The following is a 12,899-nucleotide window of genomic DNA, read 5'->3' as shown; positions in this document are numbered from 1 at the left end:
CGGTCCTGTCCACCGGCGAGACCTGCACCGGTGACCCCGCCCGCCGCGCGGGTAATGAGTTCCTCTTCCAGATGCTCGCCACCGAGAACATCAATACCCTCAACGACGTCTTCGACGGCATTCCCGCCGGTCAGCGCAAGATCATCACCACCTGCCCGCACTGTTTCAACACCATCCGCAACGAGTACCCGGATTTCGACGGCCACTTCGACGTCTTCCACCACACCCAGCTACTCAACCGCCTGGTCCGCGAGAAGTTGCTCACGCCCGTCCCCCGCGGCCCGGAGAATCGCCGCCCGGTCACCTACCACGACCCCTGTTTCCTCGGCCGCCACAACCAGGTCTATGACCCGCCGCGCGAGCTGGTGGAAGCCTCCGGGGCGTCGCTGGTGGAGATCTCCCCCGCCCGCGAGGACGCCTTCTGCTGCGGCGCCGGCGGCGCGCGCATGTACATGGAGGAAACCATCGGCCGCCGCGTCAACGAGTTCCGCTCCGAACAGGCCCTGAACACCGGCGCCGAGGAGATCGCCACCGGCTGCCCCTTCTGCAACACCATGTTCACCGGCGGCGTGAAAGCGCTTACCGACGCCCCCGACCGCCCCGTCGTCCGCGACGTCGCCCAGATGCTCCGCGATTCCGTGCTAATCGACGGCCACCTCCCCGAGCCCCGCGAACCCCACTTCCTCGGCGAAATCACCCGCCCGAAGCGCACCCCGAAGCCGAAGCCTGAGCCTGCTGCTGAGCCTGCGGCTGCTCCTGCACCGCCGGCCGCTCCGAAACCTGCTGCTCCTGCGGTTCCCGCGGCGCCTCCCGCTCCGCCGTCTCCACCCTCGATCCCCGCAGCGCCAGCAGTCCCTCCCGCCCCGCCGGCCCCCGGGGCTGCCGTTCCCCCAGCTCCCGGCGCTGCAGTGCCACCCGCACCGGCCGCTCCCGTGGTGCCCCCTGCTCCAGCCGCGCCCCCGGCTCCCCCGGCACCTAAATTTGCTGTCCCTCCTGCTCCGGGGATCGCTGTGCCGCCGGCCCCGGGCTCCGCGGTTCCCCCGCCTCCTGCGCCCCAGCCGAAGGACGACGAGCAGTAGCCCAGACACACCCCACGTTCGACGATTTACCCCATGCATAAGAACAGCAGAAATACACATACCCCAGGCGTTTGATACAGCTACTCGAAAGCTACTCGAAACACTTCCCACACGCGGGACCAGCGCAAACGCACCTACTCGAAAGCTACTCGAAAAATTTTCGAGTAGAGTAGTGTCCATGAAACCGTTCTCCCCCGCGGACCTGCTCACCCGTGCCGAGGACCAATGGTTCGAGCGCAAGTCCTTCAAGATCCAACCAAAGGATCTGGCGAAAACAATCGTCGCTATGGCCAATGCCGATGGCGGCACTATCGCCGTAGGGATTACAGACCGCTCCTACGATGGTCACCCGAGCACCAAGCAGGAGAACTCCATCCGTCAGACCCCGTTGGAACACACCGATCCGACTGTGCAGTGCTCGATTGAGGTTCACGAGTTGCCGGACGGATTCGTCCTGCTGCTTAATGTTCAGCCGGGTTCCCGGGTGCATTACCTCAGGAGTGGGGAGTGCTATCTCCGGGTCGGGGACCAGTCGCACAGATTGAACGCGGATGACATTTTGGAGCTGCGTTATTCCAAGGGCGAGCAGCTTTTCGACGCCACCCCCGCCCGTGATTCCACCCTGGAAGACCTAGACCCGGAGAAGCTGGCTGATTTTGCTGAAAGAATCGGCTCTCGAAGCTCCATTGATGCGCTGCGTGCACGTAACCTCCTGACCCGGGATCACATCCCGACGGTGGCTGCTCTTCTGCTGTTCGGCACGAATCCGCAGCGTGACTTCCCCAGCGCATATGTCAGGGTCTTGAAGTGGAACGAAGCCGATCGCCTCCCAGGCCGAGAACAACAGCTCCTCGAAGACCACAGGTTCGAGGGGACCATTCCGGATCAGATCACTGCGGCACGGGAGAAGATCCTCGAGCTGATCCCCCGAGTTCGGCGGCTCGGTAGCGAAGGATCCTTCGTCGACGAGTCTCTCATTCCTCCGAATGCGTGGTTGGAGGGCCTGGTTAATGCAGCCATCCACCGCTCATACAGCTTGATGGGCGACCATATTCGATTCGAGATCTTCCCCGACCGTATCGCGATCTCCAGCCCAGGTCGATTCCCGGGACTCGCTGACCCTCGCGATCCCGAGAGGATTACTCGTTTCGCCCGCAATCCGCATATTGCACGTATCGCCTCCGAATTGAGAATTGGGCAGGAGTTGGGAGAGGGTATCCGTCGTATCTTCTCTGAGATGCGCCAGGTCGGCTTTCAGGATCCGGTCTACCGTCAGACCAGTGGGTCTGTAATCCTGCAGTTGAGGGCAGAAAAGCGCCTGAGCCCACGGATGCTTTCGTCTTTGCCGTCTCGCGCTGAGCAAATCTTGTCGACTCTCCAACTATCTGCCACGCCACTCAGCACCGGCCAGGTGGCAGATGCCGCAGGTGTGAGCACGCCCTCGGCGCGGAGGGCGTTACGAGCGCTACGCGACGCCGACCTCGTCATCTGGCGCGGCAGCTCCGCTCGGGATCCTCGCGCTACGTGGGCAATCTCCGACCATTTTTGAGTACTCGAAAACTACTCGAAACACTCCCCACGCCCGGGACCAGCGCAAACACAGCTACTCGAAAGCTACTCGAAAAATTTTGGAGTAGCCTCCCCGGCTAGCCTCACCCCCGCGGGAGCAGCACGCGCACCAGCTGCGATCCCAGCCACACCCACAGCGGGCAGCCGAAGACGAGGACCCACAGGAGCGGATGGACGTCTGCGTCCCCGCGCCCGAACACCAGGACCTGCCCGAAGGCGACCATGCTCTGCAGTGAATGGGCCACCATCGCGGCGGTGAGGGAGCCGGTGAGCACGTAAACCAGGCCGAAGCCGATGCCGGTGAGGAGGTAGCCGATGGTCATGACGTTGAGGGAGGCGTCGGCCAGGTGGGGCATGACGAACAGAACGGCGCTGACTCCGATACCCACTACGGCACCGAGCCACACACGCCCACGGCGGGCGATGGCGTCGTGGATGGGGCGCAGGATGGCGCCGCGGTAGAGGATTTCCTCGCAGATCGGGGCGAGGATGACGGAGGCCACCACCACCGCGACGGCTGGCAGCAGCGGGCCGCCCAACTGCAGGTCAGTGAACACCTTCACAGCCTGCTCCCCCTGGGATCCGCCGTCGATCCGACCCAGCAACCAGAACGCCGCGTGCGTGACCGCGAAGACTGCCAGCACCACCGCGATATCCCGCCCGCTGAGTCCGCGGGTCATGCCGAGGTCGTGGCGGGTGGGCCAGCGTCGAGAAGCAAGCGCGAGAAACAACAGCGCCAGGAAGGCGAAGGCGATGAAGGACAACGGCGGGGAGATCAACACCGCCTGGGAGCCGATGATGAAGGCTAGCAGGGCGAGGAGCGCGTACCAGGCTTTCCAGGTGGTCAGGTTGCGGGCAAGACGATTCATAACCCCGATCGTGTCATCACCACCGGCATCCGCACCATCGGGGATTGCCCGGAAAGTGGAAAATGGGGGAAAACCCGGAGGGCGGCGTCGATAAGCATCATTACACTAGATGACATGGACATGAGACTTAGCGACGCCGAACGCAATGCCGCCATGTCCACCCTGGGGCGCGCCTTCGGGGAGGGGCGGCTGAGCGTCGACGAATACGATCAACGATGCCAGGCGATTGTGCAGGCCGATTTCCGCCGCGACCTGGACCCCCTGTTCGCCGACATCCCCCAGTTCCACGGGCAGTCCCAGCAGGTGGACAAGCTCTATTCCGCGCAGGAAATCGAGGCCGCGTACCGGGATGGCCGGAAGATCCGCCTCGGCATCATGGGCTTATCGACGGTGGGCGTCACCGCCTTCACCGTCTTGCTCGCCACGCCCACCGCGGGCCTTCTATGGCTCATCCTGCCGGCACTGTTTCTGCTGCTCTATGTGATGAAGGTTGGCCCGAAGAGCTGGTACGTGCCCAGCGCCGCGGCCGTCAACCGGCAGCGCATCAAGGAACTACGCACCACGGAACGCCTGCGTGCCACCGAGTTGCGCCTGGCGGAGCAGGACAAGCTGGCCGCGCTGCGCGCCGAACGACGCGCCCAGACGGCCGAGCTGACGAACAACGCCATGAACTTCGTCAACAAGGCATTGGAGCGCGGCAAGAAGTAGTGGCAACATGGTGGCCATGAGTGAATCCGCCAATCCCGCCCGCCGACGTCCCCGCACGTTCGATCAGTCGAACAAGATGAAGGACGTTCTCTACGAGATCCGCGGCCCGGTGTCCGCGGAGGCGGAGCGGCTGGAGGCGGATGGCCACCACATCCTCAAGCTCAACACCGGCAACCCCGCGACCTTCGGTTTCGACGCCCCCGACGTCATCATGCGCGACATGATCGCCGCCCTGCCCACCGCGCAGGGCTACTCCACGTCGAAGGGCATCATCCCGGCGCGCCGTGCGGTGGTGACCCGCTATGAGCTGGTGGATGGCTTCCCGGAGTTCGATGTGGAGGACGTGTTCCTGGGCAACGGTGTCTCCGAGCTCATCACCATGACCATGCAGGCGCTGCTCAACGACGGCGACGAGGTACTCATCCCGGCCCCCGACTACCCGCTGTGGACCGCCGCGACCTCCCTGTCCGGCGGTAAGCCGGTGCACTACCTGTGCGATGAGGAAGACGATTGGAACCCATCGATCGAGGACATCCGTTCCAAGGTGACGGACAAAACCAAGGCAATCGTGGTGATCAACCCGAATAACCCGACGGGTGCGGTGTACTCGAAGGAGGTGCTGCAGGCCATCGTCGATATCGCCCGCGAGCACCAGCTGCTCATTCTCGCCGATGAAATCTACGACCGTATTCTTTACGACGACGCCGAGCACATCTCCCTGGCCACCCTCGCCCCCGATCTGCTCACCATTACTTACAACGGCCTGTCCAAGGCCTACCGTGTCGCCGGTTACCGCGCCGGTTGGATGGTGCTCACCGGCCCGCAGGAGCACGCCCGCGGCTTCATCGAAGGCCTCGAACTGCTCGCCGGCACCCGCCTGTGCCCCAATGTGCCCGCGCAGCACGCGATCCAGGTCGCACTCGGTGGCCGCCAGTCGATCTACCAGCTCACCGGCGAGGGCGGACGCCTGCTTAACCAGCGCAACGTCGCCTACGAAAAGCTCAACGAGATCCCCGGCGTGAGCTGCGTCAAACCCATGGGTGCGCTCTACGCGTTCCCGAAGCTGGACCCCAACGTCCACGAGATCCACGACGACGCCAAGCTCATGCTCGACATCCTCCGCGCCGAGAAGATCCTCCTCGTGCAGGGCACCGGCTTCAACTGGCCGCACACCGACCACTTCCGCCTGGTCACCCTGCCGTGGGCCTCCCAGCTGGACAACGCCATCGAGCGCCTGGGCAACTTCCTGGCCAGCTACAAGCAGTAACGAGAGGCCCGGTAGGAGAAATTCCTACCGGGCCTCTGCCCGATTCAGCGCCCGGCGGCTACGCGCGCGAGCGACGGATCAACAACACACCGGCCGCCCCGAGAGCCAGCGCCAGGGCCACAATCCCCAGCACCGACGCACCAGTCTGCGCCAAGGTGCGCTGCGGTGTCTGCTGCTTCTCGACGCCCGGCTGCCCCACCGTCGGTGGCACCTTATTCGGGTAGTTCTTATCGATCGCCTTGGAATCTTCCGGGATGTCTCCCGGCTGTCCCGGCTGCTCCACGGTCTGGCCCGGCTGATCCGGCACCGGTGCTGAGGAACCCGAGGACGTCGACGAACCGATGCTGGAACCGATGATCGGCACCAACGGCACCAGGATCCACCACCACGGCGGGTTCGCCGAGTTGGTCACCTTCACCAGGGTGGCCTTCTCAGTGGAGTCCTCCTGGATGATCAGCGTGGCGGTACCGTCACCGTTATCCGTGACTGCACCCGGGGTGTCGGAGGAAAACACCGGGGTGTTCCACTCCGCGATAAGGGTGTTCGCCGGCTTGGTCTCCTTCAAGGTGACCACGGTACCCACGGGCAGGGCCGGGAAGTCAGAGAAGGTCTCCCCTGCCTTGACCGTGAACACCTGGGATTCATCCTCACCGTCGACAGTCCACGACGCTTCGATCTCGAACTCATCGTTGCGGGCGGAGGAACCGGACAGACCCGACAATTCCTTGGTCACTGCGAAGGAGCCGGAGGAGATCTCGACGGTGTTGGTCAGGGTGACGGCGACGTTGTCGGTTTCGATGGTCGTCAAAACAGCGCTCTTTCCGTCGGCAGAAATCTCGACGTTCTCACCACCGCTGAAGACCGGATCCCCGAAGGTGATGCCGTCGATCTCCGGGAGGTTGATCTCGGAGAGGGTGACCTGCGTGCCACGCGGCAGCATCCGCTCTCCGGCCACCGGGGTGCCGTCGGCGAGGACAGAGATGGTCTCCGTCATTTCCTCGCCATCAAGGAGGTACGTGGCCTGGACGGTGAAGACGGTGTTGGCCGGGATCTTCGCCTTGGCCTCCTCGCTGCCTTCCAGCTGCTTGGTCACCTCGAAGGAGCCACGCTCGACACCGCGGATGGTGCCGGAACCGGTCTGGCTGTAGGTGATGCTCCGGGTGAATTCGCGTTCCAGGATCTGTGCCTTGTTACCGATTTCGGTGCCGACAGGTAGCCCCCTCTGCTCCGTCGTCTGAGTGTGGTAGCGCACCCGGTAGTGGTGTTGCGGATTCCAGCCATCGACCGGTCGAGAGACTGTGATTTCGGCCGTGGTCGCCGGATCGCCGACGACCATCGAGACCCCGGGCCGCCCGGTCAAGGGGGCGTAGTCGCCGAGCTGCGTCTGCCCGGTGTCCGCGTAGACGTTGGCCCGGGATTCGACGAAACCGGTGAATTCGTGAAGATCCGACGTCAAGACATCCTCGATCGTGAAAGTCTCAGGATTATCATCCGCAATAAGGGAGCCGGGGATGTTTACCGTCCAGACAGCAGTCGCACCTTGGGAACCTCCCTCAAACCAGCCCCACTTCTCGATGTCATTGTCAACGACGACAGTTTCGGCAACAATGCCGCCCTCGCCGGGAAGGGGGACTGTGATCGTAGCGCCGGTCCCCAGCTCGAAGTCGACGCTCTCTTGGCTAGTGATCGTCACGGCCTGAGTCTGGAGCTGCAGTTCGCCCCCGACGTTGTCCTGGCCTTCAAATGCGTCATTGAAGGTACAGGTGACGGTCTGAGTCGCACGAGTTACAACGCAGCTACCGCCCACCTTTCCATCATCGACGAGGTCAAAAGTGGTGTCCTGGGTAAAAGCGAGCTCTTCCGGGAAAGTCAGCGAAAACTGCTCCCCGTCGGTCACACTGTTTTCGGCACGCCAGTCCCACGTAACATCCACCCTGGTGAACTGCTGGATGGGAATATTGCCGGTGGTCAAGGTGATGTTGTCGATGACGATGTTCGGATTGTCCGTGCCAGTCGCGACAGCCAGGGCCTGCTCCAGGCCGCCATCCTGCATTACATCTTCGTCGATGAGGGGGTCAACGTCCTCCGCGCCAGGCTCGACGAGCTCCGCAGCGGTGGTGTCGTCGGTCTCCGGCTCCGTCTGGGCGTGAGAGACCGCGGGCATGAACCCGAGGACAAGAAGGATGGCCAGTGCCAGCGCGATGATCAACTGCAGCTGACGCGTGACCCTGCCCGCGAGGGGACTGAGTAGCGACATTATGGTTCTCTTTTCCGTTGAGGATAGTGGTGTGCAGATCCACATCTAGACAGCGGATCGTTACACTACCCGCTTTCTTCTCACAGGAAATCTAACCACAATCTTCGATAGAAATTCCATTCATCATTAAAATCTCAGGCAGAAAAGTAATCTATCAGGCTTCTTTCACTGAAAACTCCGGAAGAACCAGCTCAATCAACTCCCCGAGCACTTCATCGGCTGGCCGACTTCCCCTCTTGAGCCCTAGCAGACAATGGTCGACGCCCATGTCCTCCAGCTCGCGGAGGATCGCCACCAGTGTCCGCGCGCCGACGCTCCACCCGAATTTGATTGGCCCGGCCTCCGCGTCCGGATCCTGGTGCAGGTCCAGGGCGATGTTCATGGCGAAGGGTTTATCCACGCCTGCGCTGCGCCATTCCGCCAGGTATTTGCGCTGCACCGGTAGCGGCCGGTGGTAGGTGACGTGCGCATCAGCGTGCTCGCGGTGCCACTCCATGGTCTGCAGGCAGGAGCCGACGGTGAGCACGGGCGGGCGTATCGCCAGGGGTTTGGGCACGATGTCCCCGCCCCACATTCGCCCCTTGGACCAGCGGATACCCTTGTTTTCGGTGCTCCAGGCCTGGTTCATCACGTCAAGATGCTCCCGGAAGGCATCCGCCCGCTGCCCCTCCTCCAGGCCAAACGCCTTGTATTCGACGGGCCGGTCACCTGTGGCCAGGCCCAGCAGGAAACGCCCGCCCGAGAGGTGATCAATGCTGGCGGCCTGTTTCGCCAAGTGCAGCGGGTGGCGTACCGGCAGCACGACAGCTCCGGTCGCCAGGGCGATCCTGCTTGTCGACGCCGCCAAGTAACCCGCATACGTAAACGGATCCCACACTTGCCCCACATCCCCGAAATCCTCCACCCGCAGGGGAATATCGCGCAGCCACACGGCCGCAAATCCGCCCGCCTCCGCCTGTTGCACCAGCTGGACCTGGCGGGCAATATCACCGACCAGCGGCAGCGCCAGGCCGAGTGTCAGCCGACCGCGCGGGAACACCCGCTGAAAGCCCGGCAGGGTGGTGACGGGGGCGTCGGAAAGCTGGAACGGTGAGCTCATATGCTCATGCTATCCGCGCTAAGGTCTGTTTTTATGGGTTCCCACCGTGCTGCCGATTCCGCCCCCTCGCTGTGGCGCCGCCTCCTCCTCGGATTTCTTGTCCTGTCCGTGCTGGCGACGGCGGTGGGACTGTGGCACCTCTGGCCGCCGGCGGAGGATCCGCAGGTCAGCCCCGACTTCGCCACAACATTCAACCTCAATCACACGCAGGTCACAGGCGAGGTCATGCTTGTCGACGCCGCCGCCTGCACCTCCCCCTCTACCGGCCGGGCCTTCGACGGCTCCCCCACCGTCCCGCTGGAGCAGTCGGGGCAGAGCTGTGAACGTTCGATCGTGGAGATCTCGTCCGGCCCCGATGAGGGCCGTCGCACCCAGCTCGTGCACTATGGGCTGCCGGGCGAGCCGGAGTTGGAAGAAGGCGACGCCATCCTGCTGACCTCCTCCGACACCCCCGACGGGACCGTCTACACCTTCGGCGATTATCAGCGCACGGTGTCGTTGGCGGTGTGGGGTGTGCTCATCGCGTTGATGATCGTGGTCTTCGCCGCGTGGCGTGGCGTGCGGGCGCTGGTGGGACTGCTCATCACCCTGGTGGGTATCGCAGTGTTCCTGTTGCCCGCGTTGCTACATGGCCGAGATCCGCTGGCGTTGGCGCTGGTGGCGGGCGCGGCGATCCTCATTGTGGTGGTGCCGCTGGTGCACGGGGTGAACTGGAAGTCCGCCTCGGCGTTGGCGGGCACGATCATCGCCTTGGGGGTGGCTGCGGCCCTGGCGCGCCTGGCAATCGACACCACCCACCTACGGGGACTGGGTTCGGATGACAACCTCACCATCCTGCTGTATCTGCCCGAGGTCTCCATCGTCGGTCTGTTGTTGTGCGGGTTCATCATCGGCGCGCTCGGCGTGCTTAACGACGTCACCATCTCCCAGTCCTCCACCGTCAACGAACTGGCCGACCTCGATCCCGACGCCTCCCCCTGGCGCCTGTTCCTCGGCGCCATGAAAGTCGGCCGCGACCACATTTCCTCGATGGTCTACACGCTGGTGCTCACCTACACCGGCGCGGCCCTGCCACTGCTGCTGCTCATTTCCGTGGCGCAGCGCCCGCTGACACAGACCCTGACCAGCGATATTGTCGCCACCGAGCTGCTGCGCTCCGGCATCGGCGCCCTCGCCCTCACCCTCGCGGTGCCACTGACCACGCTCATCGCAGCATGGACAGTGCCGGAGAAACGCTAGAGCGTACGGCCCAGGGCGTGGACCTCCCAGCCCGCGCCCTGCCACTTATCGACGTCGAGGACGTTGCGGCCGTCGATGATGATCTTGTTGTTGACCAGCTCACCCGCCACCTGCGGGTCCAGGTCGCGGAACTGCTGCCACTCCGTCGCCAGGACGACGACATCCGCACCCTCCAGCGCCTCCTCGACCGAGTCGACATAACCCAGAGTCGGGAACACCTTGCGGGCGTTGTCCATAGCCTTCGGGTCGAAGACGGAGACATCCGCTCCCGCCAGTGACAGGGAACCCGCCACCGACAGCGCCGGGGAATCCCGCACATCATCCGAGTTCGGCTTGAACGCCGCACCCAGCACCGTCACGCGGTGGCCGAGCAGGTTGCCGTCGCACAGCTGGCGGGTGAGCTGGACAACACGGTCACGACGCCGCATATTGATCGCGTCGACCTCACGCAGGAAGGTCAGCGCCTGGTCCGCCCCCAACTCACCGGCCCGCGCCATGAAAGCACGGATGTCCTTCGGCAGACAGCCGCCACCGAAACCGAGGCCGGCGCCGAGGAACTTGCGGCCGATACGATCATCGTGCCCGATGGCTTCCGCGAGTTTGGTCACGTCGCCACCCGCGATCTCACAAATCTCCGACACCGCGTTGATGAATGAGATCTTAGTGGCCAGGAAAGCATTCGCCGAGACCTTCACCAGCTCCGAGGTGACCCGGTCCATCACGAGGAAAGGAGTGCCCTCAGCAATCGACCGCGCATACACCTCACGCGCGATCTCCTCCGCCTGCGTCTCACCGCGACGCACACCCAGAACAATGCGATCCGGGGTGATCGTGTCCTGCACCGCATAACCCTCGCGCAGGAACTCCGGGTTCCACGCGATCTCCACGCTGGTGCCCGGCTTCGCCAGCTCATCGGCCAGCTTCTGCAGCTCATCGGCCGTACCCACCGGGACGGTCGACTTACCGAAGATGATGTGATCGCCCTCCAGCAGCGGCACCAGATCCTTGATCACCGCGTACACGTAGGTCAGATCCGCTGCGTAGGAACCACGCTCCTGCGGCGTGCCCACACCCAGGAAGTGCACATTCGCGAACTCCGCCACCTGGGCATAGTCGGTGGTGAAGTCCAACCGCCCCGCCTCCAGGTTGCGGGTGAGCACCTCCGGCAACCCGGGCTCAAAGAACGGCACCACGCCATCCTTGAGCGATTCGATCTTGGCCTCATCCACGTCCACGCCCAGAACCTCGTGCCCCAGCTCAGCCATGCAGGCGGCGTGGGTCGCACCCAGGTATCCGGTACCGATCACTGTCATACGCATAACAGACCTTTGTACCGGTGCCGGGTGAACAAGGCCTGAACTGAAACTGAATGTCGTCTTTTTGGGGGTGGTCAGGGGGTATCGCCGCGTCAGACAATACGGCTGCTGGCTCGTGCCGCCGGGCGTGAAACCCGCTATCCCTGCGGGAAGTTCAGGTAGGCCCGCGACGGCGTCGGCCCGCGCTGCCCCTGATACTTCGAACCCAGAGAACCCGTGCCGTAGGGCACCTCCGCGGGCGAAGACATCTTGAAGATCGCCATCTGCCCCACCTTCATCCCCGGCCACAGCGTCATCGGCAGGTTCGCCACGTTCGACAGTTCCAGGGTGACGTAGCCGGAAAAGCCCGGGTCGATGAACCCGGCGGTGGAGTGCGTGAGAAGTCCGAGACGTCCCAGCGAGGACTTGCCCTCCAGTCGGCCGGCGAGATTATCCGGCAGGGTGAACTTCTCCAGCGTCGAGGCGAGCACAAACTCACCCGGGTGCAGCACGAAGGCGTCGCCCTCCTCCACCTCGACGAGGCTAGTCAGCTCGTCCTGCTGCAGCTTCGGGTCAATGTGCGTGTACTTCGAGTTGTTGAAGACGCGGAAGAAGCGGTCGAGGCGAACGTCAACACTCGACGGTTGGACGTTCTCCGGCTCATAGGGCTCGATGCCTAGGGCACCGGAGTCGATGGCGGCACGGATGTCACGGTCGGATAAGAGCACGTCTACGAGCATACGTCACCGCCCCTCGCCCACGTTTGCGAACGGGCGGGCTCATATGTCAGAGGTCCCCCATATCGTGCGAGGTGTTCCATCCCCCACTCATCGAAAGGGACCAACATGTCCTCCATTTTCCGCCGACTTGCGGCCTCCGCCCTTAGCTTCGCCCTCATTGTCCCGGCGGTCGGCGCCGCCACTGCCGAAGCCTCCAGCTTCGGCAGCAGCTCGCAGACCGCCGCGCAAACCACCGAAAACCTGGCGTCGAAGGAAGCCCGCCTGAAGAAGGCCACGGAAAGCCTCCTCTCTCGCTCTGGACACACAATTGACGCCAATGCAGCCAGATTCGCCGAGCTCAACTTGGCGTTCGCTAAGCAGGGAATCTTCTCCTACGACAGAAACGCGCAGTACAGGGATCGGACGATCGATGGCACCGGTTTCATCATCATCACCCGCATCCCTCACAACTCCATCGACCGCACCATCCAGAATCTCGATGCGACTCCTCGCGTCGAGACCGGCGGCCCGCGTCTCGTGGGCGTCGCAGTGGGCTCCGACGAGCAGTTCACATACCTCGTCGAGCAGTACCAGTACTAGCTTCGACGGCCCCAAGGCCGAGCCCACCTGACCCCGGTGCTAAACTTCATCGGTAGCTCTCCGCGAGCAGATGCCGGCGTAGTTTAGTGGTAGAACATCAGCTTCCCAAGCTGAGAGTGCGGGTTCGATTCCCGTCGCCGGCTCCATGTCATGAGTCGGGACATAGTTGACACTATGAGTCGCGACATCGTTGACAGT

At 63.5% G+C, this 12,899-nt stretch carries 11 protein-coding genes and 1 tRNA gene; 7 read left to right on the top strand and 5 right to left on the bottom strand.

What is annotated here, in order from left to right; all coding sequences use genetic code 11:
* Both Q4G50_RS13265 and Q4G50_RS13260 read left to right on the top strand, forming a co-directional pair.
* The coding region (locus tag Q4G50_RS13265; protein ID WP_303378128.1) for a (Fe-S)-binding protein at nucleotides 1-1,079 on the top strand (1,079 nt) is incomplete at its 5' end.
* A 178-nt stretch (nucleotides 1,080-1,257) separates the two neighbouring features.
* Nucleotides 1,258-2,628, top strand: coding sequence for an RNA-binding domain-containing protein (locus Q4G50_RS13260; RefSeq protein WP_303378127.1), 1,371 nt, complete (start codon nucleotides 1,258-1,260; stop codon nucleotides 2,626-2,628).
* Nucleotides 2,629-2,731: 103 nt separating this feature from the next.
* Here the strand turns inward: Q4G50_RS13260 and Q4G50_RS13255 are convergent, their stop codons facing one another.
* Nucleotides 2,732-3,517 carry a CPBP family intramembrane glutamic endopeptidase gene (locus Q4G50_RS13255; protein ID WP_303378126.1) on the bottom strand — a complete coding sequence of 262 codons (786 nt, stop codon included), beginning with the start codon at nucleotides 3,515-3,517 and terminating at the stop codon, nucleotides 2,732-2,734.
* A 114-nt stretch (nucleotides 3,518-3,631) separates the two neighbouring features.
* Here Q4G50_RS13255 and Q4G50_RS13250 point away from each other — a divergent pair, with 114 nt between their 5' ends.
* The gene (locus Q4G50_RS13250; protein ID WP_303378125.1) at nucleotides 3,632-4,225 is read left to right on the top strand and encodes a DUF1707 domain-containing protein; all 594 of its coding nucleotides are present in this window, start codon (nucleotides 3,632-3,634) and stop codon (nucleotides 4,223-4,225) included.
* Nucleotides 4,226-4,232: 7 nt separating this feature from the next.
* Nucleotides 4,233-5,492 (top strand): pyridoxal phosphate-dependent aminotransferase, encoded by a 1,260-nt coding sequence (locus Q4G50_RS13245; protein WP_303378124.1) that lies wholly within the window; start codon nucleotides 4,233-4,235, stop codon nucleotides 5,490-5,492.
* 58 nt (nucleotides 5,493-5,550) lie between these two features.
* Here the strand turns inward: Q4G50_RS13245 and Q4G50_RS13240 are convergent, their stop codons facing one another.
* Nucleotides 5,551-7,749, bottom strand: a complete 2,199-nt coding sequence (locus tag Q4G50_RS13240) for a DUF5979 domain-containing protein (RefSeq protein ID WP_303378123.1) — start codon at nucleotides 7,747-7,749, stop codon at nucleotides 5,551-5,553.
* A 154-nt stretch (nucleotides 7,750-7,903) separates the two neighbouring features.
* Nucleotides 7,904-8,848, bottom strand: a complete 945-nt coding sequence (locus Q4G50_RS13235; RefSeq protein WP_303378122.1) for an LLM class oxidoreductase — start codon at nucleotides 8,846-8,848, stop codon at nucleotides 7,904-7,906.
* Between the two features lie 33 nt (nucleotides 8,849-8,881).
* Here Q4G50_RS13235 and Q4G50_RS13230 point away from each other — a divergent pair, with 33 nt between their 5' ends.
* The gene (locus Q4G50_RS13230; RefSeq protein WP_303378121.1) at nucleotides 8,882-10,087 is read left to right on the top strand and encodes a YibE/F family protein; all 1,206 of its coding nucleotides are present in this window, start codon (nucleotides 8,882-8,884) and stop codon (nucleotides 10,085-10,087) included.
* Here Q4G50_RS13230 and Q4G50_RS13225 read toward each other — a convergent pair.
* Both Q4G50_RS13225 and dcd read right to left on the bottom strand, forming a co-directional pair.
* Nucleotides 10,084-11,406, bottom strand: a complete 1,323-nt coding sequence (locus tag Q4G50_RS13225) for a UDP-glucose/GDP-mannose dehydrogenase family protein (protein WP_303378120.1) — start codon at nucleotides 11,404-11,406, stop codon at nucleotides 10,084-10,086. The two genes, Q4G50_RS13230 and Q4G50_RS13225, sit on opposite strands and share 4 nt — an antisense overlap.
* Nucleotides 11,407-11,540: 134 nt before the next feature.
* A complete protein-coding gene (dcd, locus tag Q4G50_RS13220) occupies nucleotides 11,541-12,110 on the bottom strand; it encodes a dCTP deaminase (RefSeq protein ID WP_303378119.1) in 570 nt (189 codons plus the stop codon).
* A gap of 117 nt (nucleotides 12,111-12,227) precedes the next feature.
* Here dcd and Q4G50_RS13215 point away from each other — a divergent pair, with 117 nt between their 5' ends.
* On the top strand, nucleotides 12,228-12,701 hold the full coding sequence (locus Q4G50_RS13215) for a hypothetical protein (protein ID WP_303378118.1): 474 nt from the start codon (nucleotides 12,228-12,230) through the stop codon (nucleotides 12,699-12,701).
* Nucleotides 12,702-12,773: 72 nt separating this feature from the next.
* Nucleotides 12,774-12,847 (top strand) — tRNA-Gly (locus tag Q4G50_RS13210).
* The last annotated feature ends 52 nt before the right edge of the window (nucleotides 12,848-12,899 follow it).

It is taken from the genome of Corynebacterium sp. (assembly GCF_030538285.1).
Lineage (GTDB): Bacteria > Actinomycetota > Actinomycetes > Mycobacteriales > Mycobacteriaceae > Corynebacterium.
The sequence above is the reverse complement of the archived record's forward strand: the minus strand, read 5'-3'. Positions and strand labels throughout refer to the sequence as shown.

What these genes read in the sequence shown, in the direction of transcription:
- Q4G50_RS13225 (WP_303378120.1), bottom strand. Translation starts at nt 11,406, where the DNA reads ATGCGTATGACAGTGATCGGTACCGGATACCTGGGTGCGACCCACGCC.
- Q4G50_RS13245 (WP_303378124.1), top strand. Translation starts at nt 4,233, where the DNA reads ATGGTGGCCATGAGTGAATCCGCCAATCCCGCCCGCCGACGTCCCCGC.
- Q4G50_RS13260 (WP_303378127.1), top strand. Translation starts at nt 1,258, where the DNA reads ATGAAACCGTTCTCCCCCGCGGACCTGCTCACCCGTGCCGAGGACCAA.
- Q4G50_RS13230 (WP_303378121.1), top strand. Translation starts at nt 8,882, where the DNA reads ATGGGTTCCCACCGTGCTGCCGATTCCGCCCCCTCGCTGTGGCGCCGC.
- Q4G50_RS13255 (WP_303378126.1), bottom strand. Translation starts at nt 3,517, where the DNA reads ATGAATCGTCTTGCCCGCAACCTGACCACCTGGAAAGCCTGGTACGCG.
- Q4G50_RS13240 (WP_303378123.1), bottom strand. Translation starts at nt 7,749, where the DNA reads ATGTCGCTACTCAGTCCCCTCGCGGGCAGGGTCACGCGTCAGCTGCAG.
- Q4G50_RS13250 (WP_303378125.1), top strand. Translation starts at nt 3,632, where the DNA reads ATGGACATGAGACTTAGCGACGCCGAACGCAATGCCGCCATGTCCACC.
- Q4G50_RS13235 (WP_303378122.1), bottom strand. Translation starts at nt 8,848, where the DNA reads ATGAGCTCACCGTTCCAGCTTTCCGACGCCCCCGTCACCACCCTGCCG.
- Q4G50_RS13215 (WP_303378118.1), top strand. Translation starts at nt 12,228, where the DNA reads ATGTCCTCCATTTTCCGCCGACTTGCGGCCTCCGCCCTTAGCTTCGCC.